Origin of the sequence: Pontiella agarivorans (genome assembly GCF_034531395.1) — a bacterium.
Lineage (GTDB): Bacteria > Verrucomicrobiota > Kiritimatiellia > Kiritimatiellales > Pontiellaceae > Pontiella > Pontiella agarivorans.
This window is the reverse complement of record NZ_JARVCO010000010.1, coordinates 169509-193166: the sequence shown is the minus strand read 5'-3', so window position 1 is coordinate 193166 and position 23658 is coordinate 169509. Positions and strand designations below refer to the sequence as shown.

At 52.7% G+C, this 23658-nt stretch carries 26 protein-coding genes; 7 read left to right on the top strand and 19 right to left on the bottom strand.

Annotated elements, in window-relative coordinates; genetic code table 11:
- Positions 1-37: 37 nt before the first annotated feature.
- Entirely contained in the window at positions 38-745 is a 708-nt protein-coding gene (locus P9H32_RS08395) for an MBL fold metallo-hydrolase (RefSeq protein ID WP_322608448.1), read from the bottom strand.
- Between the two features lie 122 nt (positions 746-867).
- Here P9H32_RS08395 and P9H32_RS08390 point away from each other — a divergent pair, with 122 nt between their 5' ends.
- Entirely contained in the window at positions 868-2556 is a 1689-nt protein-coding gene (locus P9H32_RS08390) for an RNA polymerase sigma factor (RefSeq protein WP_322608447.1), read from the top strand.
- 11 nt (positions 2557-2567) lie between these two features.
- On the opposite strand, the gene P9H32_RS08385 is transcribed toward P9H32_RS08390, so the two are convergent.
- Both P9H32_RS08385 and thiF read right to left on the bottom strand, forming a co-directional pair.
- Entirely contained in the window at positions 2568-2873 is a 306-nt protein-coding gene (locus P9H32_RS08385; protein ID WP_322608446.1) for a cupin domain-containing protein, read from the bottom strand.
- Positions 2870-3658 (bottom strand): sulfur carrier protein ThiS adenylyltransferase ThiF, encoded by a 789-nt coding sequence (thiF, locus tag P9H32_RS08380; protein ID WP_322608445.1) that lies wholly within the window; start codon positions 3656-3658, stop codon positions 2870-2872. Before thiF ends, P9H32_RS08385 begins: the two co-directional genes overlap by 4 nt.
- A 136-nt stretch (positions 3659-3794) precedes the next feature.
- Between thiF and P9H32_RS08375 the strand changes: the two genes are divergently transcribed.
- Both P9H32_RS08375 and P9H32_RS08370 read left to right on the top strand, forming a co-directional pair.
- A complete protein-coding gene (locus tag P9H32_RS08375) occupies positions 3795-4415 on the top strand; it encodes a DUF502 domain-containing protein (protein ID WP_322608444.1) in 621 nt (206 codons plus the stop codon).
- Complete coding sequence (locus P9H32_RS08370) at positions 4408-5061, top strand: DUF2490 domain-containing protein (RefSeq protein WP_322608443.1); 654 nt, start codon at positions 4408-4410, stop codon at positions 5059-5061. The genes P9H32_RS08375 and P9H32_RS08370 overlap by 8 nt, the downstream gene beginning before the upstream one ends.
- Positions 5062-5142: 81 nt before the next feature.
- Here P9H32_RS08370 and P9H32_RS08365 read toward each other — a convergent pair whose 3' ends face one another.
- Both P9H32_RS08365 and P9H32_RS08360 read right to left on the bottom strand, forming a co-directional pair.
- Entirely contained in the window at positions 5143-6966 is a 1824-nt protein-coding gene (locus tag P9H32_RS08365) for a cation:proton antiporter (RefSeq protein WP_322608442.1), read from the bottom strand.
- A 3-nt stretch (positions 6967-6969) separates the two neighbouring features.
- Positions 6970-7419, bottom strand: a complete 450-nt coding sequence (locus tag P9H32_RS08360; RefSeq protein WP_322608441.1) for a PTS sugar transporter subunit IIA — start codon at positions 7417-7419, stop codon at positions 6970-6972.
- 399 nt (positions 7420-7818) lie between these two features.
- Between P9H32_RS08360 and P9H32_RS08355 the strand changes: the two genes are divergently transcribed.
- Positions 7819-8097, top strand: coding sequence for an HU family DNA-binding protein (locus tag P9H32_RS08355; protein WP_322608440.1), 279 nt, complete (start codon positions 7819-7821; stop codon positions 8095-8097).
- Between the two features lie 55 nt (positions 8098-8152).
- Complete coding sequence (locus P9H32_RS08350; RefSeq protein WP_322608439.1) at positions 8153-8335, top strand: hypothetical protein; 183 nt, start codon at positions 8153-8155, stop codon at positions 8333-8335.
- A gap of 41 nt (positions 8336-8376) precedes the next feature.
- Here the strand turns inward: P9H32_RS08350 and atpC are convergent, their stop codons facing one another.
- From atpC to P9H32_RS08300, 10 genes are read right to left on the bottom strand one after another with little or no spacing between them, the layout of a single operon-like run.
- A complete protein-coding gene (atpC, locus tag P9H32_RS08345) occupies positions 8377-8691 on the bottom strand; it encodes an ATP synthase F1 subunit epsilon (RefSeq protein WP_322608438.1) in 315 nt (104 codons plus the stop codon).
- A gap of 2 nt (positions 8692-8693) precedes the next feature.
- Entirely contained in the window at positions 8694-10106 is a 1413-nt protein-coding gene (atpD, locus tag P9H32_RS08340; RefSeq protein ID WP_322608437.1) for a F0F1 ATP synthase subunit beta, read from the bottom strand.
- 18 nt (positions 10107-10124) lie between these two features.
- Complete coding sequence (atpG, locus tag P9H32_RS08335; RefSeq protein ID WP_322608436.1) at positions 10125-11000, bottom strand: ATP synthase F1 subunit gamma; 876 nt, start codon at positions 10998-11000, stop codon at positions 10125-10127.
- Between the two features lie 19 nt (positions 11001-11019).
- Entirely contained in the window at positions 11020-12528 is a 1509-nt protein-coding gene (gene atpA / locus P9H32_RS08330; protein WP_348534478.1) for a F0F1 ATP synthase subunit alpha, read from the bottom strand.
- A gap of 36 nt (positions 12529-12564) precedes the next feature.
- A complete protein-coding gene (gene atpH / locus P9H32_RS08325) occupies positions 12565-13104 on the bottom strand; it encodes an ATP synthase F1 subunit delta (protein WP_322608434.1) in 540 nt (179 codons plus the stop codon).
- Positions 13105-13109: 5 nt separating this feature from the next.
- On the bottom strand, positions 13110-13685 hold the full coding sequence (gene atpF, locus P9H32_RS08320) for a F0F1 ATP synthase subunit B (RefSeq protein WP_322608433.1): 576 nt from the start codon (positions 13683-13685) through the stop codon (positions 13110-13112).
- A 32-nt stretch (positions 13686-13717) separates the two neighbouring features.
- Positions 13718-13918: an ATP synthase F0 subunit C gene (gene atpE / locus P9H32_RS08315; protein WP_322608432.1), complete on the bottom strand. Its 201-nt coding sequence runs from the start codon at positions 13916-13918 to the stop codon at positions 13718-13720.
- A 53-nt stretch (positions 13919-13971) separates the two neighbouring features.
- Positions 13972-14790 (bottom strand): F0F1 ATP synthase subunit A, encoded by an 819-nt coding sequence (atpB, locus tag P9H32_RS08310; RefSeq protein ID WP_322608431.1) that lies wholly within the window; start codon positions 14788-14790, stop codon positions 13972-13974.
- A 3-nt stretch (positions 14791-14793) separates the two neighbouring features.
- Positions 14794-15210, bottom strand: coding sequence for a hypothetical protein (locus P9H32_RS08305; protein WP_322608430.1), 417 nt, complete (start codon positions 15208-15210; stop codon positions 14794-14796).
- Complete coding sequence (locus tag P9H32_RS08300; protein ID WP_322608429.1) at positions 15207-15491, bottom strand: AtpZ/AtpI family protein; 285 nt, start codon at positions 15489-15491, stop codon at positions 15207-15209. Before P9H32_RS08300 ends, P9H32_RS08305 begins: the two co-directional genes overlap by 4 nt.
- A 176-nt stretch (positions 15492-15667) precedes the next feature.
- Here P9H32_RS08300 and murA point away from each other — a divergent pair, with 176 nt between their 5' ends.
- Both murA and P9H32_RS08290 read left to right on the top strand, forming a co-directional pair.
- The gene (gene murA, locus P9H32_RS08295; RefSeq protein WP_322608428.1) at positions 15668-16945 is read left to right on the top strand and encodes a UDP-N-acetylglucosamine 1-carboxyvinyltransferase; all 1278 of its coding nucleotides are present in this window, start codon (positions 15668-15670) and stop codon (positions 16943-16945) included.
- A 19-nt stretch (positions 16946-16964) separates the two neighbouring features.
- Complete coding sequence (locus tag P9H32_RS08290) at positions 16965-17573, top strand: inorganic pyrophosphatase (protein ID WP_322608427.1); 609 nt, start codon at positions 16965-16967, stop codon at positions 17571-17573.
- On the opposite strand, the gene P9H32_RS08285 is transcribed toward P9H32_RS08290, so the two are convergent.
- Genes P9H32_RS08285 through gyrB form a run of 4 tightly spaced genes read right to left on the bottom strand, consistent with a single transcriptional unit; the run spans position 17570 to position 23557 of the window.
- Positions 17570-18007 carry a MauE/DoxX family redox-associated membrane protein gene (locus P9H32_RS08285; RefSeq protein ID WP_322608426.1) on the bottom strand — a complete coding sequence of 146 codons (438 nt, stop codon included), beginning with the start codon at positions 18005-18007 and terminating at the stop codon, positions 17570-17572. The two genes, P9H32_RS08290 and P9H32_RS08285, sit on opposite strands and share 4 nt — an antisense overlap.
- Entirely contained in the window at positions 18004-18474 is a 471-nt protein-coding gene (locus tag P9H32_RS08280; protein WP_322608425.1) for a rhodanese-like domain-containing protein, read from the bottom strand. The genes P9H32_RS08285 and P9H32_RS08280 overlap by 4 nt, the downstream gene beginning before the upstream one ends.
- 34 nt (positions 18475-18508) lie before the next feature.
- On the bottom strand, positions 18509-21073 hold the full coding sequence (gene gyrA / locus P9H32_RS08275) for a DNA gyrase subunit A (RefSeq protein WP_322608424.1): 2565 nt from the start codon (positions 21071-21073) through the stop codon (positions 18509-18511).
- Positions 21074-21085: 12 nt separating this feature from the next.
- A complete protein-coding gene (gene gyrB, locus P9H32_RS08270; protein ID WP_322608423.1) occupies positions 21086-23557 on the bottom strand; it encodes a DNA topoisomerase (ATP-hydrolyzing) subunit B in 2472 nt (823 codons plus the stop codon).
- Positions 23558-23658: the final 101 nt, after the last annotated feature.

Here is a 23658-nt window from a genome sequence, read left to right as displayed (position 1 = left end):
AGGGCGCGATCGTCGAGCGCAGCCCGGCGGACTGGCCCTAGCCGAACCGATCTTTCTTCAACCTTAATTCCGCAAATTCTTCTGCGGATTCCGCCTGAAGAAACGGGTTTGATTTTTTTTCATTTTCCAACGTCTGGAAAACCGCGGCCAGCGGTTCAGCTTCGTACAGCTCCAATCGCTCTCGCATCGCATCATTTTCCGGATTAACCGACAGCGCAAACGCTGCATTTTCCTCCAGATAATCATGCCCGCCGAACACGATGGTTTCATCGGGCAGCTGTTTTATTTTTTCCAACGATTGGAAAAACGGCTCCGCCGCACCGTCCATCATGCGTCCAACAGCTCCGCCGATGATGGTGTCGCCGACAAAAATGATTCCAAGGTCTGGAAAACAGTAACTTTTGCAGATATCCAGATGTCCCGGCGTGGCAAACGACCGGCACGGGGTTCCCAGTATTTCAAACGTCCGGCTTTCCACACCTGGGCTGACCGACAGCACGCCCAATCGATCCTGCACCGCACGGCATCCGCCAACGTGGTCACCATGATTGTGCGTGATCAGAATATCCGTCAGCTGCAGGTTTTCTTTTTCCAGAACCTGGAAAACCGGCGCCGCTTCCCCGCAGTCGATCAGAATGGCCAGTCCGTCTCTGCAGAGCAGATAATTGAAGGTTTCGTAGGAGCTCAACAGCACCTGCACCACAATGAGTTTATAGGCTCCAATAGAATATGTTGCTCGAATCATGTTCCGGATTGAACCACGAAATACACAAAACACACGTAAAAAACATGAACATACTTCGGCCGCTCAAAAAATATTCAATAATTTTCGTTCGGTTTAACCTTTGAGCGGGGATTATCAATCAAATGAATGAAAACATCGAATTATTGAAACAGTATGCAGAGCATGGCGACCAGACCGCCTTTGCGCAGATCGTCGAAAGCTACATCAATCTGGCCTATTCGGCCGCTCTTTCCTGTCTGGGCAATGCAGACCAGGCCGGAGATGCCTGTCAGCTCACCTTCCTGGAACTGTCTAAAAAAGCCGGAAAACTGTCGGACTCTGTTCAACTGGGCGGATGGATTCATGCGACGGCCCGTCATTTCTCCAAAAAAATCCAGCGCTCGGAAGCACGCCGCCAAACACGCGAACAACGATATGTGGACGATATGAATATGCAGCAGGACCGTGAACCGGATTGGAGCCGGCTGATGCCGGAGATCCACGAAGCTATTGATCAACTGAATGCCGCCGAGCGTGAGGCCATTCTGCTGCGATTCTTCCAGCAGAAAAGTCTGGCCGAAGTGGGCTCGGTTCTCGGCATTACGGCCGATGCCGCACGTATGCGGCTGAACCGGGCGCTGGAGCGACTGAACCGCCAGATGGCCCTGCGCGGAATCTCCTCAACGGCGGCGGCGCTGGCCGCAGCCCTTCCAACGCATGCCATGGCCGCGGCACCGGCAGAGTTGGCCAAAACCATTTCAACTTCCGTTCTTGCCGGTGCAGGAGTCACGCTTTCAGGAACCTCAACCCTAACAGGAGCAGTCATTACCATCATGAAAACAAAGACCGTACTTATCTCAGCCGTTGTCGCGACAACGGCTATCACCGGAACCGGAGTTTACCTATCCTCCCGGCATACAGAAACAGCCCATACTGATCATCCTTCCGTTTCTGCTCCTCCCGCAGCGGTCGAGCCTGCAAGGGCAGAGCCGGCAGCAATCCAGAAAACCGTAAAAGCAGAAACCGCAGATGCGTTTATTCCCGAACCTGAGCCTGCATCACTCGACATTGATCCGGTCTATTACCGGCAGGCAGAACAGGCCACCGGTATCCTGGAAATGGCCCTGCCCATGATGGGCAATCAAATGGTACAGACCGCGTTGGCAAAACAGATCGAAAATCCATCCAAAAAACTCCGGCACCGGCTTTCACTCGATCCGGAAGCAGTCGAACGGTTTGATGAAATTCTGGCCGAACATGCCGCAACAGAAAAGCAACGCTTGCAGGATGCCGTAACGGCATCCTCTGAAGCCCTGAAAAACCTTCTGAAAACAGACCGGGAAGGATTAGTGAATTTCGTTGCACTGCAAACCATGCAGAAAGCCGGACAGCCCCTCTCGGCGGCGCAGGAAGAATATGTTCAGACCTACACAAAAAAAATGGCGGAAAACAATGTTCATATGGGTCTGGATGCAGGAAACACTCAAGCCCCGCGCCAATGGTATGAGGTAGAAGAGGTGATCGATTCGCTGAATGAAAACCTGACCATAGAGCAGCAGGAAGAGCTGGCTATCCAAATCGAAGAACAGAAAAACCGAAAGAAAGAAGAGGCCGCCTACAAACGAACCAATGAACTCGCCAACAGCCTGGGCCTGAATGAGGCGGACCGCACCGCATTATATAAATACCTCTATCAACATCCGGATGCCACGAACGAAGATATTACCGAACGGGTTACTCCGGAGCTTCGCGAGCTGATGCCGAACGGTGCCTTTCCCTTTGGAGCCGACGGCAGCGAAACCTTTCCGGAATCCGAAAAACAGAATCAATAAATACCGCGTGTTCAGAAGAACACCGCCAGCCAGATCGTTTTTCCGGTTTGCGCAGTTGAAGCTACACGGTGTTTTTCATGAGCGGGTATGAGTATGTGATCACCGGGATTCATTTCGAGTTTCCGATCATCAAATTCCAGCACGGCAGATCCCGAAACCAAAAGCACCCATTCATTCTGATCCTGATCATACCAGAAGTCCGACGGCGAAGCGTGTCCGTCGGAAACAATCCGTTCAATCCGCACATTGGAACTTTCCGCCAGAACTTCCATAAGTTCTTCAGGCAGGTTTTCCGGAATATCTTCAAACAGGTTCATTCTTCTCCCAGTAAAATTCTCAAAACAGTATTCGCCTGCATATGTGCACAGATTCCGACCCGCGGAGCCATGAGTCCGCACCCCGGTGCGGCCCCGGTTTCCCGATCGCCAACGATATAAATCCGATCCCCCATTTTCCGAACCCCGATCGTGTCGCCCGGACCGAAACCGGCCATACCGGAAGCGGCGACAAGCGGCGCACTTTTGAAATGCTGCATCAACATGGCTTTCTGGTCGGCACGGTCGAAGGCCTCGACCATAACATCGACCGAACCAAACAACTCCGGAATATTCGCGGGCACCACTTTCACGCAGTGCGTTTCATAAGAGACGTAGGGATTGATCCGTTTGAGGTTTTCTTCGAGCGCCTCGGTTTTTGTCCTGCCAAGCTGGTCGATGAAATACTGCTGGCGATTCAGATTGCTCGGCTCGACCACATCGAAATCGACAAGAATCAGTTTCCCGACTCCGATCCGCGCAAGGGCCACCGCAATGGCGGAACCGAGACCGCCGAGCCCGGCAATGCCCACCGTGGCGTTTTTAATTTTGTCGTGCACGCCCGGCGTGTGACGCGAAACCATGAGCGCTTCGAGCTCCTCGGCCGGCGGAACCTCGCCGCGCTGGATGAGGTTTACAGAATCTCCCTCGTTCAGCGGCACATCCGCTGTAACAGCCGCTCCGTTATAGATTATCACGTCGGCCTCGGGCCTGATCGCATTTTTAACCCCCAGCAGAGTAGCTTTTTCATCCACCTCGAGTTTCCGTTCATTCAGTAAAATATTCATGATACGACAATAGACACCATTCCTCCGATGAGCGCAAAACAGAAGTGAGATCGCTTACTTTCAGCACAATCGATACAATTTTATCTTTTCGCCCCGAATGGTTTAGATACACTGCGCCGCTTACATGGAGATATTCATGCTGGGCAGAACGAAAAACTTTTTAAGGACCACGGTCATCGGCGGCGTCATTGTGATTCTTCCGACGATTATCCTTATTTTTGCGTTTCGCTGGCTTTTCAACATCGTGAGCGAGGGCATTCGCCCGCTGACGGATCTGGTGATCCGATATATCGATCTTCCCAGCCGCTACGATGAAGCGATCGCCAAAGCCATCGTGATTTCCGTGATCATTCTCAGCTGTTTTTTTGTGGGCCTGTTTGTGCGTACGCGACTGGGTCAATGGATTTTCAACGGCCTCGAAAACAGCGTACTGAACCGGGCTCCCGGCTATAAAATGGTCAAGGAAACCATCAACCAGCTTTTGCAGAAGAGGGAATCTTCATTTTCTTCGGTGGCACTGGTGCGGATTTATGAAAACGATACCAAGGTGACAGCCTTCATCACCGACCGGTATGATGACGGAACCGTAACGGTGTTTGTGCCCACGGGACCGAACCCGACATCGGGTTTTATTTACCATTTGAATGAAAAGTATGTGCATCCCGTCGATGTTTCGGTGGAGGATGCCATGCGCTCGGTGATCTCGTGTGGGGCGGGATCGGAAAAACTAATCAGGGGATTAAAGGATCATGATTAAGAAAATTGCACTATTCGCACTGTTGTCACTCGCATCCATATCAACAACCACCGTTGCAGAACGGCCATGGGCTTCGACCAGCGAGCTGATCCTGCTGTATAACATCAATCCGGAATGGCAGATCTTCTCCAATTCCCGCCTGCGCTTCGGTGATGATTTCGACACCTTCAACATGTGGTTTGCGGATATCGGGGCACATTACAGATTCCACAAAAATTTCAATATCGGCGCGGCCTACCGTTATCTCGAATACCGTGTTTCCGGTGACTGGGAAGGTGAAAACCGTCCGATGATTCAGGGCCACTGGTTCGGCAGCGTGGCCGACATCAAACTGCGCAACCGCTGCCGGTTCGAATTTCGCGATTATGATTTTGACCGTGACGACGATGTCCGCTTCCGGAACCAGACCCGCGCCGAATTTCCGTGGGGAATCTACGGCGTAAAGCCCTACCTCGAAGAAGAATTCTTCTACAGCTTTAACGCAGATAACATTAACCAGAGCTGGCTGACCGGCGGCGTTTATTTTAAACCGGCCGACAAAACAAAGGTTCGCGTCGCGTACCGCTGGGTCGCTACCCGCGCTTCCAGCAACCACGAATGGAAAAGCGCCAACGAACTCTATGTGGCCCTCATTCAGAGTTTTTAACGGTTTCCTGACCACAGAAAACCTTGGAAACCTTTCGAAAAAGCTCCGGCGAAAACGCGGGAGCTTTTTTAATTTCCTGTTTTAAGAAAACAGGCCCTTCATGAGGTCCGTGCCCATTTCATCAACCGATTTCATCTGCTTGGTGGATTCGAGCAGATCGGTCAGCGAAAGCAGTTCTTCAAGCAGAATCATGCGGGCCACATGCTGATTGGAACGCGGTACGTTGATGGTGATTCGATTCACTCCTTGCACCAGCGTGAAGGCGATATCGTCTTTCAGCACACGGTAGGTCGGTTCATCGGTATGCAGATGATGAACAAAAAACTCTTCGTGCTGCAGCGCACGGACAAAGCGGTTCACTAGAAATTCGGCAATATCGTGGGACGGAAATTCGAGTTCGATGACTTCAACATCTTCGTGCCCCTCCTCCATCTCTTTCCGAAGTCCGGAACCTCCCTCGAACGATTTCACCAGCAACGGCGGTGCAAGCATGGTCGTAACCACCGTCATCATAATGGCCACACCGAAAATTCCCTGATCAATCACCCCGCCGGCCAGGCCGATGCCCGCCACAATAAGTGCAACTTCCCCGCGCGGCAGCATACCCAGGCCGATGCGCAGCGAACCCCGTAAATTAAAGCGGGTCAGCAAGGCCGGAATCCCGCAACCGAAAACTTTTGAAAACACCGCGAAAAGCGAATAAACCGAACCGAAAAACAGCACCGGCTTCATGGCGAAAAAATCGACCATCATCCCCATTACACAGAAAAAGATCGGCACGAGAATATTGTATACGCCTTGAAGATGGTGCTCGATTTCATTCGCCAGGTCCGTACGGGAGAGAGCCAGCCCCATGATGTATGCACCGATGATCATCGCCAGCCCCGCCATTTCCGCCAGCCCCGCCAGCAGCAGGGCCAACCCGAAACAGATGGCTACAATCATCTCTTTGGATCTGAAGCGCTTAATCAGCGCCGTGATTTTGCGACTGAAGGCCAGCCCCAAACCGGTGAACACCACAAAAAAACCGGCGGCTTTCAGCGCAATCAGTCCGATACTTCCCCACGCCACATGCCCGCCGTCCGAACCCGCTTTCGCCATGCCCATAACAATCGCAAGCGTAATAATACCGAAGACATCATCAAAGACCGCCCCGGCCAGAATCGTCACGCCTTCCGGGGACGCCATCTTTTGTTTTTCCGCCAGAATTCGCGCCGTGATTCCCACTGAAGTGGCCACCGAAATGACCCCCAGAAACAGCGCAGCCGGCTGCATAAAACTGTCAATTCCGTTATTCGGCCACACAACGGCCACGAGATCTCCAACAACAAATGCTGCAATCAGCCCGCCAAGGCCCACAATGGAACCGACCACAGAATAGCGCAGGAAAGCCCCGATATCGGTTTCAAGTCCGGCCAGAAACAGCAGAATGACGGAGGCCAGTGTGGCGATGCCATAAAGCTCCGCCGAGGCCGCAAAACCATGATTTTCAACAAAAAGAAGTCCTAAAACCGGCAAATCAAGCATTCCGCCGATCGCATACGGCCCGATAATCATACCGGATGCAAGTTCCCCCAGCACGGACGGCATGTTGAGATAATTCTGCGCCAGAAAACCGCCGATTTTGGCAAAAATGATGATCACCGCCAGCTGGATGATCAGATGCATCATCATGTGGGTGATGCCGTGTTCGGCCTCCGCCGCAAAATGCTCTTCCAGTTCCGTTTCGATTTCGTGCAGCTCAGCTTCCCCGGCCGAAGCAGGATAAACCGAACGGTGCAATTCAGGATTCTCCTGTAATTCCACCATTTGAGTTTGCCGGGGCTGCTGCGTCTCGTCCGCCGCACTGACCGCACCGATTAATGAAAAGCTGATGAGCAATGCCGCTGAAAGACGCTTGAGCATAATTTATTTTCCGGTTAGCAGCTCGTACATCTCACCGTGCGTTTTCGCCTGAAGCAGTTTCTCCCGCTCTTCAGGCTGACTGATGGCACGGCTGACTTCGGCCAGAAACTGAATATGCGGTCCCGTGCGCTTCTCCGGAGACAGCGTCATGATGAAAATATGCGAGGGCATACCGTCCATGGAGTCAAAATCGACCCCTTGTTTATGCACTCCAACCGCCGCAACCAGCTCATTCACTGAATCGGTTTTACCATGGGGAATGGCCACACCGTTCTGCATACCGGTCGACATTTTGGCTTCACGTTCAATGACGGCATTCAGCACCGCATCCCGTTCATCCACTTTTCCCGCAGCCACCAGGCGGTCCACCATTTCTTCAATAACACCCGCTTTTGAATCGCCCTTAAGATCGACCCATACGGTTTCCGGTGATAGCACTTTTTTCAGATTCATTCCCGCCAGCCCCCAGTCGGCAAAGTTAACGATTCATTTTGTCGAGATTCGATCCAAGGTCAACAGTTTTTTACCTTGCTCTAACGAAACCCCGAACCTCTTCCATGCCGGACATCCCCTGCAACGGCAGATATCGCATGCAGCGGCATCCAAACCTCAACCGCCTCGAAGGAATTAATTTTCCGAAACGGACGTCCAACTCCGATATTACGACAGCATTTCCCGGCGGGGATTATCCGGACAGGAACGGCGCATCACCCCTGTAAATATTGGCTTTTTATCTACTTTGCTATTGCGAACCGTGTCTGAATCCCTTAGAAATTGCGGTCACTTGGCTGATACGGAGTCAGTCTCTATGTTGTTGGAAATTTAACCAGGAAAGTATGAGGAGTTCATCAAATGGGAAAACCTATGACCAAATCGCAAATCATCGCAGCCGTTGCTGAAAAAGCAGACATTTCTAAAGCCCAGGCCAAAGACGCCCTCGAAGGCCTCGCCGAACTCGCTTATGAAGGTGCCGCTGACGGCTTCACCATCCCGGGCATCGGTAAACTGGTTAAAGTTGACCGCGCAGCACGTCAGGGCCGCAACCCGGCCACCGGCGAAACCATTCAGATTCCGGCTAAAACCGTGCTGAAATTCCGCATTGCGAAGGCTGCCAAAGACGCAGTACTCTAATCCCGCTTTGTATGAAGTGCACCGTTCTGTACTGCAGAACGGTCTTTTTTTACCTATGAAAAGCACAAAAATCATTCTCGCCCTCATCACAGCAACAGGTGTTCTGACGCTCACCGGCTGCGCAACCAATGATGAATATCAGGACGAGCAGGAATATTCCAATATGCCGTGGAATACACCGCAACAATGGGAAGGATCACGATCTGTTCCCGGCCTCGGCGGTGGTGGCGGATATTAAGCGTTAATAAAAGGCCCGTTTTCCGACGGGCTTTTTTTATTTTACAGCATGTGCTGCAGTTCTTTGGCTTTCACCTTGGCCTCTTCGGCGGATTCGCACGGTTCGGCATAGTCGACCAGCAGGACAACCCGTTTGTCATCGCGAACCTCAAGAATCCCTTCACCGACGGCATAGTGCAGTGCCCCGCCGCTTTCTTCCTGCATTTTAAATGCTCCCGGAACCAATGCGGCAATCATCGGCCGATGGTTTGCCATAACGCCGAACGAACCATCGATTCCGACCGCAAGGACCGCTTTCACTGTGCCGGACCAAATGGTGCCTTCAGGGCTGATAATCTGTACAGGAAACAGGGCCATGATTAGAGACTCTTCGCTTTTTCCAGCACGTCATCAATGCCGCCGGCCATATAGAACGCCATTTCGGGCACATCATCATGCTTACCTTCCAGCACTTCCTTGAAGGAACGGATGGTATCTTCAAGCTGAACAAAAATGCCATCTATCCCGCTGAACTGTTTGGCTACATCGAACGGCTGAGACAAAAATTTCTGCACTTTGCGCGCGCGATTCACAATCAGCCGGTCCTCTTCAGAGAGTTCATCCATACCGAGAATCGCAATGATGTCCTGCAGGTTTTTATATTTCTGCAGAATTTCCTGCACACCGCGGGCGACGTTGTAATGCTCTTCACCGACAATATTCGGGTTAAGGATCGACGACGTCGACGTCAGCGGATCCACGGCCGGGTAAATTCCAAGCTCTGAAATCGGACGGGATAATTCGGTGGTGGCATCCAGGTGGGCAAAGGTGGTGGCCGGCGCCGGGTCGGTATAATCATCGGCCGGAACATAGACGGCCTGAATCGAAGTAATCGATCCGCTCTTGGTTGACGTGATCCGTTCCTGCAGTGCGCCCATGTCTGTGCCGAGCGTCGGCTGATAGCCCACGGCAGAAGGAATACGGCCCAGCAGAGCGGAAACTTCGGAACCGGCCTGGGTGAACCGGAAAATATTATCCACAAAAAGCAGCACATCCTGATTCATTTCATCGCGGAAATGTTCCGCCATCGTCAGCGCCGACAGCGCAACACGGGCACGGGCACCGGGCGGCTCATTCATCTGGCCATAGACCATCGCGGTTTTATCCATCACACCGGCTTCCCCCATTTCTCGGTAAAGTGCGGTGCCCTCACGGGTACGCTCCCCGACACCGGCAAATACGGAATAGCCGCCGTGACCCTTGGCAATATTGTTGATGAGCTCCTGGATCAATACGGTTTTACCCACACCGGCACCGCCGAACAGGCCGACTTTTCCGCCTTTCTTATACGGAGCCAGCAGGTCGATCACCTTAATGCCGGTTACGAGCATCTTGTCTGCGGTATCCTGCTGATCAAAGGCCGGAGCTTCACGGTGGATCGGCGAGGTGGAGTCGCTGGAAATCGGCCCGGCACGATCAATCGGCTCTCCGAGCAGATTCATCACACGGCCGAGGGTTTCGGTTCCGACCGGCACGCAGATCATATCGCCGGTATCACGAACCGGCGCACCGCGCACCAGCCCCTCCGTGGTATCCATCGCAATACAGCGCACCGTATTATCCCCGAGATGCTGCGCCACTTCGAGCGTCAGATTCTCCGGTTCATCGCTGATACTCGGATTGGATAATTTGAGCGCTGAAAGAATTTCCGGGAGGTGTCCTTCCGGAAACTTCACATCAATCACCGCGCCCAGAATCTGGGAAATTTTACCCGTTGGGGATGCTGAACTCATAAAAACCGCTCCTGTTCCTTACAGTGCTTCCGCACCGGAAATAATTTCAATCAATTCTGTGGTAATCGCCGCCTGGCGCGCACGGTTGCGCAACAGCGTATATTCATCAATCATCTTATTCGCATTGGTTGTCGCGTTATCCATTGCGGTCATTCGCGCACCATGTTCGCCGGCTGCGTTTTCCAACAGGGCATAAAAGACCTTGAAAACCACCAGCCTCGGGATCAGCCGTTCCAGCAGCTCTGAAAGCGGCGGTTCCGAAATAAAATCATCTTCCCGGATTTCATCCACCTGATCATGGTCTTCCAATGTAGACATCGGAAGCGGCATCAGCCGGTCCATCTGCGGAACCTGCGAAAGCGGGCTGACAAAATGGTTGTAAATCATGTGCACTTCATCGATATCGCCGTTCACAAATGCGGCTTCAAGTTCCTCGGCTATTTCAGCAGCATCGCGCGAATTCGGGGCGGCTGTTACGCCGGCATAGTTTTTAAAAACCGGGGCCCGCTTCCCGAAGTGCAGAAAACCGCGACGGCCGCAGAATGCCATGCTGACCTCTTTGCCTTCGGCTTCAAGCGCGGTGCACTGCCTTTCAACATGTTTGATCAGTGTGTTATTAAACCCGCCGCACAATCCCTTATCGGAAGAAAAAACCAGCAACAGAACTTTCTTTGCTTCAGCATGCGGCATCAGCAGCGGATGCATCTCCTCTTCCACTGAACCCGCCACACGGTAGATCAGATTATTCACTTCATGTGCGTAATCCTTAGCCCGGTTTTCCGCTTCCTGGGCACGGCGCAGTTTACTCGCCGAAACCATTTTCATGGTTTTGGTGATCTTAACCGTATTCTTCAGGCTGCTGAGTTTGCGGTTATATTCCTTAATGCTCGCCATGCGTCTTTACCGGCTCTTTCTATGCGGTGTAGGTTTTTTTAAATGCTTCCAGCGCGGCCCGAAGATCTTCTTTCAAATCATCATTCATAGCCTTTTCTTCCCGGATCCGGCGCAGGACATCGGCATAATTTGAATCCATCGCTTCATACAATGCGGCCTCAAACGCCCCCACTTCGGCCACCGGAATATCATCCAGGAATCCGTTCGTTCCGGCATAAATAATCACAATCTGTTTCGCCACTTCAAGCGGGACATGTACGCCCTGCTTAATGATTTCCATCAGGCGCTCCCCCCGTTCCAGCAGTTTGCGGGTTGATTCATCGAGGTCCGAAGCAAACTGGGAAAAGGCCGCCAGCTCGCGATACTGGGCCAGGTCCAAGCGCAACGTGCCGGCCGTCTGTTTCATGGCCTTGATCTGCGCATCGCCGCCGACGCGGGAAACCGACAGCCCCGGGTTAATGGCCGGACGCTGACCGGAATTAAACAGATCCGACTCCAGGAAAATCTGCCCGTCTGTAATCGAAATCACATTGGTCGGAATATACGCCGAAACGTCGCCGTCCTGCGTTTCAATGATCGGCAGCGAAGTCAGACTTCCGCCGCCCTTTTCCGCGCTCATTTTCGCGGAGCGTTCCAGCAGACGGGAATGTAAATAAAAGACATCGCCCGGATAGGCCTCACGTCCCGGCGGGCGGCGAAGCAGCAATGAAAGCTGACGATAGGCCTGCGCCTGTTTTGTGAGGTCGTCATAAATAATCAGAGCGTGTTTGCCACTGTCGCGATAAACCTCGGCCATCGCCGTGCCGGAAAACGGGGCCAGGAACTGCATCGGCGCCGGATCAGAAGCCGTGGCGGAAATAATGGTCGTGTATTCCATCGCCCCGTGGCTGCGCAATGTTTCCGCCACTTGAACGACGGTGGAACGCTTCTGGCCGATGGCAACATAGAAACAGTGCACATCTTCGCCGCGCTGATTGATTATCGTATCGATCGCCAAAGCCGTTTTACCGGTTTTCCGGTCACCGATAATCAACTCACGCTGACCACGTCCGACGGGCGTCAATGCATCAATGACTTTGATCCCGGTCTGCATCGGTTCATTCACATCCTGACGATCGATAATGCCCGGAGCTTTCACCTCAATCTGGCGGTATTCAATGTCATGCAGCGCAGGGCCGCCGTCGATCGGAACCCCCAGCGCATCCACCACGCGGCCGGTCAGAGCATCGCCCGCCGGAACCGAAGCAATCTGTTCGGTACGTTTCACGTGGTCGCCTTCTTTAATTCCGGAATCACTCCCGAAAATGGCCACCCCAACGTTATCCTCTTCGAGGTTGAGTGCCATACCTTTCATGCCGTTGGAAAATTCAACCAGCTCGCCGGACATCACACTGGAAAGACCGTGCACGCGGGCAATTCCGTCCCCCACGCTGAGCACTGTGCCCACTTCATAATCAATAGCCTGTCCACTGAAGTCCCGAAGCTGCTGCTTCAGAATCGCTGACACTTCGTCTGGCTTGATATCTATCGCCATGGTTTTACCCTCTACTTATGACTCATCGCACTAGGCGCGGATCACAGATTGTTCAAATTGATCCAGTTTACTCAACAGGCTGAAGTCCCGGATATGATCCCCAACCTTGATTTTAAAACCGCCGATGAGTGACCGGTCGACGTCCACTTCGGCTTCGATTTCTTTTTGATACTGTTCGCGCAGCTTCACCAGCAGTGCATTAAGCTGCTGTTCGGTCAGTTCATGAGCAGCTGTAATATTCACTTTGATGATCTCCTGCTCGTCACAGGTCATCTCTTCAAAAATCTCGCAGACCGCCCGTAATTCAGCCAGCCGGTTACGCGAAACCAGAAACCGCAGAAACTGCAGTGTAACCGGATGCGCCTTCGCGTCGAACAGGTTCACGAGCATCTGTTCCGCGTCGGCCGGAGGAATCGTTGGATTCAACACAAAGTCTGAAAAATCCGGCGATTCATCAAACAGTGCGGCCATGGCCGCACAGTCAGCACGGACTTCACTTTTTGCATGCTGCTCTTCTGCAAAATCGAAAAGAGCACTTGCATATCGCCTGGAAACGGACGTGACCTGCATCGCGTTTAAAGCTCCTGTATCAGTTTATCGGTCAACGCCCGGTTTTTCTCATCATCCAGATTGGCATCAATCAGTTTACCGGCCAGTTCACGTGCCCATTTGGCACTTTCAATACGAAGCGCCTCTTCTGCGGTTGCACGGGAAGATTCAATATCGCGAGTCGCATTTTCGGTCAGGATCTGTGCGGCATCATGCGCCTTCTCCTCAATGACCCGGGCCTGCTCATGCGCCGCTTTCCGTCCGGATTCGACGATCACTTTGGCTTCGCTCTCCGCCAGCCCGATCTGTTCCGCTTTGAACGCCTCAAGCCCATCGATTTCCTCGCGCAGCTTTTCGGCATTATCGATCGATTCCTGGATTTCCTCTTCACGCTTATCCAGCGCACCGAGAATCGGTTTCCAGGCGATCTTATACAGCGCCAGCAGTGTGATCGCGAACAGGACCCAGGTCCAGATGACCATCCCGCCGGAGATTTCCATCGGGTTTACGCCCTCGTGGTGATCTCCCTCATGCACGGCATGAGCTTCAATGATCCCTGCCAACCCCTGAGGTTGTTCGGTATTTTGTGCCGAATCGGCCATACGAACTCCTTGGTAATGCCGCTTTTACGTTATTAATTCGCCAGGAAGCAAATCACCGCGCCGAACAGGGCAACACCTTCAATCAAGGCGCAGGCAATCAGCATGGCCGTCTGGATTTTCGGAGCCGCTTCCGGCTGACGGGCCATGGCCTTCATCGCCGCCGATCCAATCCAGCCGATACCGAAGGCCGCGGCAAAAACAACGAGTCCTGCACCGAGTACTGCTGTGTTCATAATTATCTCCTGAGTCTGTTTTTGTTTACGTTACTTTATTCAAAATCAATTTATCAATGCGCCGGATGGTACATCTCGCCGATAAACATGGCCGACAGCACCGTGAAAACATAGGCCTGCAGAAAAGCAATAAAGACTTCCAGCAGATTAATCGCCAGCGCCATTCCCAGCGCCGGCAGTGCCCAGTAACCGAAGGTCACCAGCAGGCCCACCAGCGAAAAAACCACAATATGTCCCGCCAGCATGTTGGCAAAAAGCCGGATGGTCAACGCCACGCACTTGATCACCAGTCCGATCATTTCGATCGGCATCAGAATAATCAGAATCGGCCACGGCACACCCTCCGGAGCAAATGCTTTAAAAAACCGGATCGGCCCGTTCACATACATGGCCCCGAATACCATGAAAAAGAAGGTCACCGAGGCCAGCCCGAACGTGACATTGATATTCCCCGTCGCTGTGGAAAACAACGGACACAGCCCCATCAGATTACACGTAAGAATAAAGAAGAAAAAAGTAAGAAAGAGCGGGGCCATTTTACGCCCGTCTTTCGGCCCGAGATAGGCAATGCTGATTTCGTTACGCACAAAAAGAACCAGTGCTTCGAGTGCATTGGTCCAGCCACGCGGGGCTTTTCGGTCCTGATAACGGTAAAAAGCACCGAAGCTGATAATCAGCAGCAGGCTGGCCACAATCAGCATAACCGCGTTATTACTCATCCACGGCGGCAGATGCAGACTCCACAGCGGCGTATGCCATTCCCCGGAATCGGTCACATGATGCATCACCCACTGGTTCACATAATGCGCCCGGTCCGCGGTTTCGTGCGCCGCGTGCTGCAGGTCTTCAACTAGGTGTATATCATTTGTCATCGATCATTCACCGGCTTCAAGCTGTGCACTTCTCAAGGTGAAAACATGCACACCGTAAATTTCCGCTGCAATAAAGGCCATATATCCGAATTTTGACATCAGGACAAAACGCGTCACTTCCACACACTGCCATTCCACAATGGCCAGCAATACGAAAAGAAAAACAGCCGCCCGGATGCCGTTGAGCAGGAAGCCCCACACAAAAAAACCGCCGAATTGCTGCTTTATGGCCTTATTCGCTATAAAGATACCGATATATGCATTAACCAAAACGAGTAGCCAACTATAAAATAATTCTTTTCTATGGGTATTCTGATCATCTATTCCAGTAATTAGCGCCGTAACCCCTAAAAAGAGCCCCATGGAAACAGCAAAGGCGCGCGTCCAGACCAGCGTCATGGGATCAATCGGATGAATCATTTACGGCATTCCTTCTCATCATTTGCACTCATTTCCATCTCAGCGTTCTGCCGATTCATCATTAAAATCAGTTTCCAGATTTCATAGGCGCCATAAAAAAGGCCCAACGCGATCCCAATCAGGGTAAAAAGCGGTTCTTTGTTGTACCGGGTATCCAGCCAATGACCGCCAAGCCCGAAAATCACCATCCCGGCAGCAAACGAGGTCCCGAAGCCGACGGCCGCACCGGTCCGCCTGCGTTCCTCAAACGTCGTTCCATCCTCTTTAAACGATTTAATCATTCACATTTCATCAACAGGTTATTTTCGCCTATGCGCAGACCATAATTAAATGGAACCAAAATACCACTATATTCGAACACCTATTCAGCACTCCTGTTTTCCAACCATTGGAAAATGCTTTCTATTCCTTCCAAGGTCTGGAACATTCGTGATTTTACGTACAGGGGAAAACAGCAGTGTCGAAATTCATCATTCAGGGCGGAAACTCAATCGGTGGAACCTTCCATCCACGCGGCAACAAAAATGCAGTCCTGCCCATGTTGGCCAGTTGCCTGTTGACCGATGAACCCCTGATTCTTCATAACGTCCCGCGCATCAACGACGTTAACGTCATGCTCCAGCTGCTCGACAGCATCGGCGTTTCGGTTTCGCTCGATAACCACACCGTAACCCTCTGTGCAAAGAGCCTGAAAACCACCGATTTAAGCCAAGAACTCTGCTCCAAAGTCCGCACCTCTATTCTGCTCGCCGGCCCCCTGGTCGCCCGACATGGCAGTGCCGTCATTCATCCGCCGGGCGGCGATGTCATCGGCCGGCGGCGACTCGACACTCATTTTTACGGCCTCCGTTCACTGGGCGCGGAAATCACCACCGATTCCGCCTACCGCTTTAAAGCCGGTCCGCTGACCGCCTGGCCCATGGTTTTTGATGAAGCCAGCGTAACCGCCACGGAAAATGTCATGATGGCCGCAACGCTCGCCGCCGGCGAGTCCGCCATCTACAACGCCGCCTGCGAACCGCACGTGCAGGACCTCGCCCATCTGCTCAATGCCATGGGTGCAAAAATTTCAGGCATAGGCACCAATAACATCATCATCAACGGCGTGGAAAAACTGCACGGCGCGGAATACACCGTACAGCCCGATTATATTGAAGTCGGCAGCTACATCGCCGCCTCCGTCGTCACCGGCGGCTCGCTCACCATTCCCAATGCCGGCGAACCCCGGACTCTGCAGGTCATGCAGCGTGCATTCTCCAAGCTCGGCGTCGAATGGACGCGCGACGGCCGGGACCTCATCGTTCCAGCCCAGCCGAGCCGAACCATTCTCCCCGACGAAGGCCATGCCACCCCGAAAATCGAAGACGGCATCTGGCCCGCCTTCCCGTCCGATCTGATGTCCGTCTGCATTGTACTCGCCACACAGACCGCGGGAACGGCCCTTTTCTTTGAAAAAATGTTCGAAAGCCGCATGTATTTTGTCGATCACCTCATGGGTATGGGCGCCAACATCATCCAATGCGATCCCCACCGCGTCGTCGTCATCGGCCCCACAAAACTGCGCGGCGGCAACCTCACCAGTCCCGACATCCGCGCCGGAATGGCCATGCTCATTGCAGCCTGCTGCGCCGAAGGTGAAAGTATTATTCACAATGCACAGGTCATTGACCGCGGATATGAAACAATTGAAGATCGACTAACCGCGCTCGGCGCAGATATCATCCGAACAGACTAACAAGAAAGAAGAGAGAAATATGGCATTCCCGAAAACATTCTACCGCTGGCGGCCGCACCCCTGGCATGGTCTTGAAGCCCATGAAGGTATTGAAGGTGTGGTTAATGCCTACATTGAAATGACCGAATTTGATGCGGTGAAATATGAAGTGGATAAAACCACCGGATATCTCCGGGTGGACCGACCGCAGCTCACCTCTTCCATGACCCCCACCCTCTATGGATTTATTCCTCAGACCTATTGTGCTTCCCGGGTGCAGGACCTCTCCCCTACATCGGTTAAAGGCGACGGCGATCCGCTCGACATCTGCGTCATCACCGAACGTCCCATTAATCGCGGCGAAGTAATTCTCCGCGCACGGGTCATCGGCGGCATGCAGATGGTTGACAGCGGCGAAGCCGACGACAAAATCATCGCCGTGCTCGATAACGACCAGTTCTGGGAAGATGCGAAGGATATAAACGATGTTTCCCATGCCCTGCTGGAACGCCTGCGCCACTATTTTGAAACCTATAAACTGGTTCCGGGCCAGCCGTCCGATGTCAACATTCCGGAAATCTACGGACGCGAACATGCCCTCAAAGTCATCGCGGCCTCCATGGAAGACTACATCGAGGAATACGGCTAAACCGCCGCTTTTTTTCTTCCGTAAAACGCCATGCCGACCAGTGCCATCAGGATGAGGTTGCGAACCACACTCATTCCGTTCATCGGTTCGGCATCCGGCGCATTACTGAAGCAGCCGCAACTGAATGCCGTTCCCTGCATCACGTTGATTCCGATGGCCGTCGTGAAGACGGCCAGCAGGAACAACGTGACCCAAAGCGCCGCCACACGGAACCGCGGCACAGCAAGCAGGCAGACTGCGCACACCATTTCCAGCCATTGGAAATAGAGTGAAATGATATTCACCAGCACATCCGGAAGCAGATGAAACCGGTAGACAGAAAGCGCAAAATGCTCCGGATAAAGAATTTTGTGATAGCCGGATAAAAACGTAACCGCCAGCACAGCGCAACAACACCAATAAGCCAGATGGTAGATTTTCCGCTCCTGTGTCATGGCTCCACCGCCCCGCCGTATGCTGCCCACGCCTCGAACCCATCAATAAAAAGAAGCAGATTTTCTGCCCCCATCGCCTGCAGTTCAGCAGCCAGCAGGAATGCATCGTCGCAATCGCGGTTGGCGCAGTAGACAATCAGTTCGTTCCCGGAATCCAGCAGATTTCCAATCCTTGGAAACTGATCTTCCAGAGATTCGAAAGGAAGGGAAACCGCGGCCGGAATATGACCGTCCTCAAACGCCTCCAGCCGTCGCGCGTCAATAAAGAGCACTTCCGGGGATTGGAACTTTTCCAAAGCCACAGAAAACGGAATGACCCGAATACCTGCGTTCTTCGCCTTTGCTTCAACCTGATCCGACCACGACTGCACCCAGGGAATGCGGCGCGGGTGAATCAGGTTCGCTGTAAGTGCAAGAAAACCACTCACCAACAGAATCAATGCAATCTGTTTGAGCGTGGTTTTCATTATGCCGGCAGAACGCCGCAGCGCAGTCCTTTACTTATTCCCCGGCCTGCTCATCAGTCGGTTTGTCAGTTTCAGAATTCGGTTCTGCAGCCGCATTGTCCGCATTTTCTACCGAAGCTTCGCCTTCCGCATTTTCCACCTCTTCTGCTGCAGGTTCTTCCGGACTCTCATCTTCCGGTTCGAGCACCGCGGCAGAAACCAGTTTATCGCCCTCTTTCAAATTGAAGAGGCGAACCCCCTGCGTGTTACGGCCGATGACACGAAGATCGCTGGCACCGATGCAGATCATCTGCCCTCCTTCGGAAATGAGCATCAGTTTATGCTCATCGGTCACGGCATGAGCGGAAACCACTTTACCGTTACGATCCGTCGTCTGAATGCTGATGATGCCTTTACCGCCGCGCGTCTGCGTACGGTATTCATCGAAGCTGGTCCGTTTGCCGTAGCCGTTTTCGGTGATCGCCATCATCGTCGATTCCGTATCCACAATTTCAACGGTCACAACCTCGTCATCGCCTTCCAGACGAACCCCGCGGACCCCGCGGGCAACGCGACCCATCGGGCGGGCGTCTTTTTCATTAAAGCGAATCGCTTTACCGTTGCGCATGCTCAGGATGATTTCGTCATCGCCGCTGGTGAGCTTGACGCCGATCAGTTCATCGCCTTCATCAATATTGATGGCGTTGATGCCGGCGGCACGGACATTCTTATAGGCCGAGAGCACGGTCTTTTTCACCGTGCCCTTTTTAGTGGCCATGATCAGGTTATGTGAATCGTCATTGAGCTCGCGCACGCACAGAATGGCGGCGAGTTTTTCGTCCTGCCCCATCTGCAGCACATTGGCCAGCGAACGGCCGCGACTCTGGCGGGTGCCTTCCGGCACATAGTAGGCTTTCAACCAGTACATGCGGCCTTCTTCGGTGAAGCAGAGCAGATAGTCGTGCGTCGAAGCCGAGAAAATGTGTTCCACAAAATCCTCATCCTTCGTGCTCATACCCACCACGCCTTTACCGCCACGCCGCTGCTGGCGATAGGTATCGCTCGGAACGCGCTTGATATAGCCGGTGTTGGAAAGGGTAATCACGCACGGCTCATCAGCAATGAGATCCTCAATGTCGATTTCGCCTTCATCAATCGAAAGATCGGTTTTGCGGTGTTCACCGTATTTAGCGCGGATCTGCTCCAGATCTTCTTTGATCACCCCGTAAATTTTGTCCGGGTTCGCCAGCAGGTCTTCGAGGTATTCGATCAGTTTTTTGAGCTCGGCATATTCCGCTTCAACTTTTTCACGTTCCAGACCGGTCAACTGATAGAGCCGCATATCAAGAATCGCTTTGGCCTGAATTTCGGAGAATCCGAATTTAGACATCAGACGCTCCTGCGCTTCTTCGCGGTTTTTGGAGTCGCGGATAATGCGGACCACATCGTCCATATTGTCCATCGCGAGCAGATATCCTTCGAGGATATGAGCGCGGGCCTGTGCTTTTTCAAGATCGAACTGTGTGCGGCGGGTAATCACTTCAAAACGGTGATCAATAAAGCATTGCAATGCTTCCTTCAGATTCATCACACGCGGTTTACCTTTATCGATCGCCAGCATAATGCCGCCGAAGGTCTGTTCCATCTGCGTGTGTTTAAAAATGTTGTTGAGCAACACATTCGGCACCGCATTGCGCTTCAGCTCAATGACAAGACGGATGCCTTCCTTACCGGATTCATCGCGAATATCGGAAATACCTTCCAGTTTCTTGTCGCGAACCAGGTGAACCATTTTCTGAATCAGCAGCGTTTTATTCAACGCATACGGAATTTCCGTAATGATGATCCGAGCCTTGCCGTTATCTTCTTCTTCGATCTCGGCTTTACCTCGGACTTTGATTTTTCCGCGGCCGGTGGTGTAGAAATCACGCACAGCATTGAGACCGTACACGGTACCGCCGGTCGGGAAGTCCGGACCTTTGATCAATTCGTGCAGTTCATCAATCGTGGCTTCCGGATTGTCGATCAGCAGGATGGTGCCATCGATCACTTCGCCGAGATTGTGCGGCGGAATATTGGTGGCCATACCGACCGCAATACCGGTCGAACCGTTCACCAGCAGGTTCGGAACACGCGCCGGCAGTACCGACGGTTCCATCAGCGATTCGTCAAAGTTCGGGCGCATATCGACGGTATTTTTGTCGATATCAGCCAGCATCTCTTCCGCCAGCGGACGCAACCGGCACTCGGTATATCGATAGGCCGCCGCGCGGTCGCCGTCGATTGAACCGAAGTTACCCTGGCCATCAATAAGCATGCCGCGCATCGCCCACTCCTGAGCCATACGGACGAGCGTGTCATACACTGCGGTATCGCCGTGCGGATGATAGTTACCGATCACTTCACCGACCACTTTAGCGCATTTCACAAATGCTTTACTGTGCGTCCATCCGCGCTCTTTCATCGCGTAGAGAATACGGCGGTTGCCCGGCTTGAGGCCGTCGCGGGCATCCGGCAGTGCGCGTCCGACAATCACCGACATCGAGTAGTCGATGTAGGCACGCTGCATCTCATCTTCAATATTAATCAGGTCAATGCGTTCGTTAAGAATGTTGTCCATAATGCGCTTTCGTTAGATGTCGAGGTTGGTGACGTTAAGTGCGTTTTCCTGAATGAATTCACGGCGGGGCTCCACCTCGTCGCCCATCAGGATGGTGAACATTTCGTCGGCTTTCACCGCGTCTTCAAGGACGACTTTGGTCATGCGCCGGTTTTCCGGATCCAGTGTAGTTTCCCACAGCTGCTCCGGATTCATTTCACCCAAACCTTTGTAGCGCTGAATACTCATTCCTTTACGACCGAGATCGCGCACAATACCGAGCAGGTCCATCAGCGAATTCGCCGGAATCCTAGTCCCTTTATCATCAATATTGAACTGCGGTTTTTCTTTTCCGACAAGCTGCTCAATGGAATATCCGGCCTCTTTCAAGGTCTGGAAAATCATTTTCAGCTCCGTCGCGAAATAGAGCTCCTTATACCGGACTTTCTTTTCTTCCGGAACCTCACCGTCCACCGTTTCAATGCCGGCCTGCACTTCATCAAAAATGGCGCGCAACCCCTGATCATCGGCCGCAAAACGGATATCAAGCTCCTCGCCGGCCTCGTTCATATAGGCGCAGTATTGCGGGAAATTTCCGGTTTCCGGATCGCGGGCAGCCAGATAATCGCTCGGCAGGATGCCACGGCGACGGAGCTTATCGGCAATATCTTCGATTTTAACCAGGTTATCGAGCAGTTCACGCAGCCCCTTGGTGTCGAGCAGTTCAGTGCCGTCGGCCTTTTCAAGTTTGAGACCGTCCGCGCCGAGGTCGAGCAGGATCTGCGTAAGATGCGCATCCGATTCCACATACTCTTCGCGCTTGCGCCGAGTCACCTTATACAGCGGCGGCTGAGCAATGTAGACATAACCGTGTTCAATCAGCTGCGGCATCTGGCGATAGAAAAACGTCAGCAGCAGGGTACGGATATGCGCACCGTCAACGTCCGCGTCGGTCATGATAATGATTTTATGGTAGCGGGCTTTTTCAATATCAAAATCATCTTCACCAATGCCCGTTCCAATGGCTGTAATCATGGTGCGGATTTCATCGTTGGCCAGCACTTTATCAAGGCGCGCCTTCTGCACATTGATCACTTTACCTTTTACCGGAAGGATGGCCTGAAATTCCCGGTCGCGGCCCTGCTTGGCCGACCCGCCCGCGGAATCACCCTCCACAATATAAATTTCGGTGCGGGAGGGGTCACGGCTGGAACAGTCCGCCAGTTTACCCGGCAGTCCGCCACTTTCGAGGGCTCCTTTGCGCCGCGCCAGATCACGCGCTTTACGTGCCGCAAGCCGGGCGCGCGCCGCAACCACCGCTTTATCGATGATCGTCCGCGCAATGTTCGGATTTTCTTCAAAGCAGGTCCCGAGTTCCTCGTTGACAATCTGCTGAACAATACCCTCCACCTCGCCGTTGCCCAGCTTGGTTTTGGTCTGTCCCTCAAACTGAGGATCAGGAATTTTGACGGAAATAACAGCGGTGATGCCCTCTCGGATATCATCGCCGCCCATCGTCTGTTTATCATCTTTAATCAGTTTGTTCTGCTTGGCATAGGCATTAACCGTGCGGGTCAGTGCCGAACGGAACCCGGAAAGGTGCGTGCCGCCTTCAATCGTATTAATGTTATTAGCGAAACTGAAAATGGTTTCATTAAAGGCATCAGAATACTGCATGGCGATTTCAACCACGACATCATCTTTTTCGCGCTCGAAATAGATAACATCCGGATGCATCGGCGATTTATTTCGGTTGAGGTGCTGGACAAATTCCAGAATACCGCCGTCATATTTAAACACCTCGTCACGACCGGTTGCCGCTTCCTTCAGTGTAATTTTTGCACCGCGATTCAGGAAGGCCAGTTCACGCAGACGTGCCGAAAGAATATCCCACTGGAACCCGGTTTCGTGGGTGAAAATACTGTGGTCCGGCATGAATGTGACCTTGGTGCCGGTTTCATCGGTTTTACCGATGGTCACCAGCTCGGTCACTTCAACCCCGCGCTCAAAGCGCTGATGATAAATCTGTCCGTCGCGCTTAACCTCGACTTCCAGCCATTCAGAAAGGGCATTCACACACGACACACCAACCCCGTGCAGACCACCGGACACTTTATAGGTGTCGGAATCAAATTTACCGCCGGCGTGCAGGACCGTCATCACCACGGTTACCGCAGGCTTCCCTTCGGTCGGATGCATATCCACGGGAATACCGCGGCCGTCATCGATGACACTCAGCGAGCCATCTTCGTTGATGCGGATTTCTACATTTGAACAGTAGCCCGCCAGCGCTTCGTCGATTGAGTTATCAACTACCTCATAAACACAATGATGATAACCGCGTGTACCGGTGTCGCCGATATACATGGCCGGGCGTTTCCGAACCGCTTCGATACCTTCAAGAACGGTAATATGGTCAGCACCGTAACCCGCAGCATCGGGGTTGCTGGCGGCGCGATTTCTGGTTGCTTCTTCAGCATTCAAATCGTTTTCTGCATCAGACATAGTTGTCCTGTTCCTTTCATGGGAATTAATCGGAAAACCCTACCAGAACCCCCCAAGTCTCAAAAGAGCAAAAACCTTCAAAATCGCCCATATTTGCCCTC

Coding starts and splice junctions, on each gene's coding strand:
- P9H32_RS08395 (WP_322608448.1), bottom strand. CDS start 745: ATGATTCGAGCAACATATTCTATTGGAGCCTATAAACTCATTGTGGTG.
- P9H32_RS08390 (WP_322608447.1), top strand. CDS start 868: ATGAATGAAAACATCGAATTATTGAAACAGTATGCAGAGCATGGCGAC.
- P9H32_RS08385 (WP_322608446.1), bottom strand. CDS start 2,873: ATGAACCTGTTTGAAGATATTCCGGAAAACCTGCCTGAAGAACTTATG.
- thiF (WP_322608445.1), bottom strand. CDS start 3,658: ATGAATATTTTACTGAATGAACGGAAACTCGAGGTGGATGAAAAAGCT.
- P9H32_RS08375 (WP_322608444.1), top strand. CDS start 3,795: ATGCTGGGCAGAACGAAAAACTTTTTAAGGACCACGGTCATCGGCGGC.
- P9H32_RS08370 (WP_322608443.1), top strand. CDS start 4,408: ATGATTAAGAAAATTGCACTATTCGCACTGTTGTCACTCGCATCCATA.
- P9H32_RS08365 (WP_322608442.1), bottom strand. CDS start 6,966: ATGCTCAAGCGTCTTTCAGCGGCATTGCTCATCAGCTTTTCATTAATC.
- P9H32_RS08360 (WP_322608441.1), bottom strand. CDS start 7,419: ATGAATCTGAAAAAAGTGCTATCACCGGAAACCGTATGGGTCGATCTT.
- P9H32_RS08355 (WP_322608440.1), top strand. CDS start 7,819: ATGGGAAAACCTATGACCAAATCGCAAATCATCGCAGCCGTTGCTGAA.
- P9H32_RS08350 (WP_322608439.1), top strand. CDS start 8,153: ATGAAAAGCACAAAAATCATTCTCGCCCTCATCACAGCAACAGGTGTT.
- atpC (WP_322608438.1), bottom strand. CDS start 8,691: ATGGCCCTGTTTCCTGTACAGATTATCAGCCCTGAAGGCACCATTTGG.
- atpD (WP_322608437.1), bottom strand. CDS start 10,106: ATGAGTTCAGCATCCCCAACGGGTAAAATTTCCCAGATTCTGGGCGCG.
- atpG (WP_322608436.1), bottom strand. CDS start 11,000: ATGGCGAGCATTAAGGAATATAACCGCAAACTCAGCAGCCTGAAGAAT.
- atpH (WP_322608434.1), bottom strand. CDS start 13,104: ATGCAGGTCACGTCCGTTTCCAGGCGATATGCAAGTGCTCTTTTCGAT.
- atpF (WP_322608433.1), bottom strand. CDS start 13,685: ATGGCCGATTCGGCACAAAATACCGAACAACCTCAGGGGTTGGCAGGG.
- atpE (WP_322608432.1), bottom strand. CDS start 13,918: ATGAACACAGCAGTACTCGGTGCAGGACTCGTTGTTTTTGCCGCGGCC.
- atpB (WP_322608431.1), bottom strand. CDS start 14,790: ATGACAAATGATATACACCTAGTTGAAGACCTGCAGCACGCGGCGCAC.
- P9H32_RS08305 (WP_322608430.1), bottom strand. CDS start 15,210: ATGATTCATCCGATTGATCCCATGACGCTGGTCTGGACGCGCGCCTTT.
- P9H32_RS08300 (WP_322608429.1), bottom strand. CDS start 15,491: ATGATTAAATCGTTTAAAGAGGATGGAACGACGTTTGAGGAACGCAGG.
- P9H32_RS08290 (WP_322608427.1), top strand. CDS start 16,965: ATGGCATTCCCGAAAACATTCTACCGCTGGCGGCCGCACCCCTGGCAT.
- P9H32_RS08285 (WP_322608426.1), bottom strand. CDS start 18,007: ATGACACAGGAGCGGAAAATCTACCATCTGGCTTATTGGTGTTGTTGC.
- P9H32_RS08280 (WP_322608425.1), bottom strand. CDS start 18,474: ATGAAAACCACGCTCAAACAGATTGCATTGATTCTGTTGGTGAGTGGT.
- gyrA (WP_322608424.1), bottom strand. CDS start 21,073: ATGGACAACATTCTTAACGAACGCATTGACCTGATTAATATTGAAGAT.
- gyrB (WP_322608423.1), bottom strand. CDS start 23,557: ATGTCTGATGCAGAAAACGATTTGAATGCTGAAGAAGCAACCAGAAAT.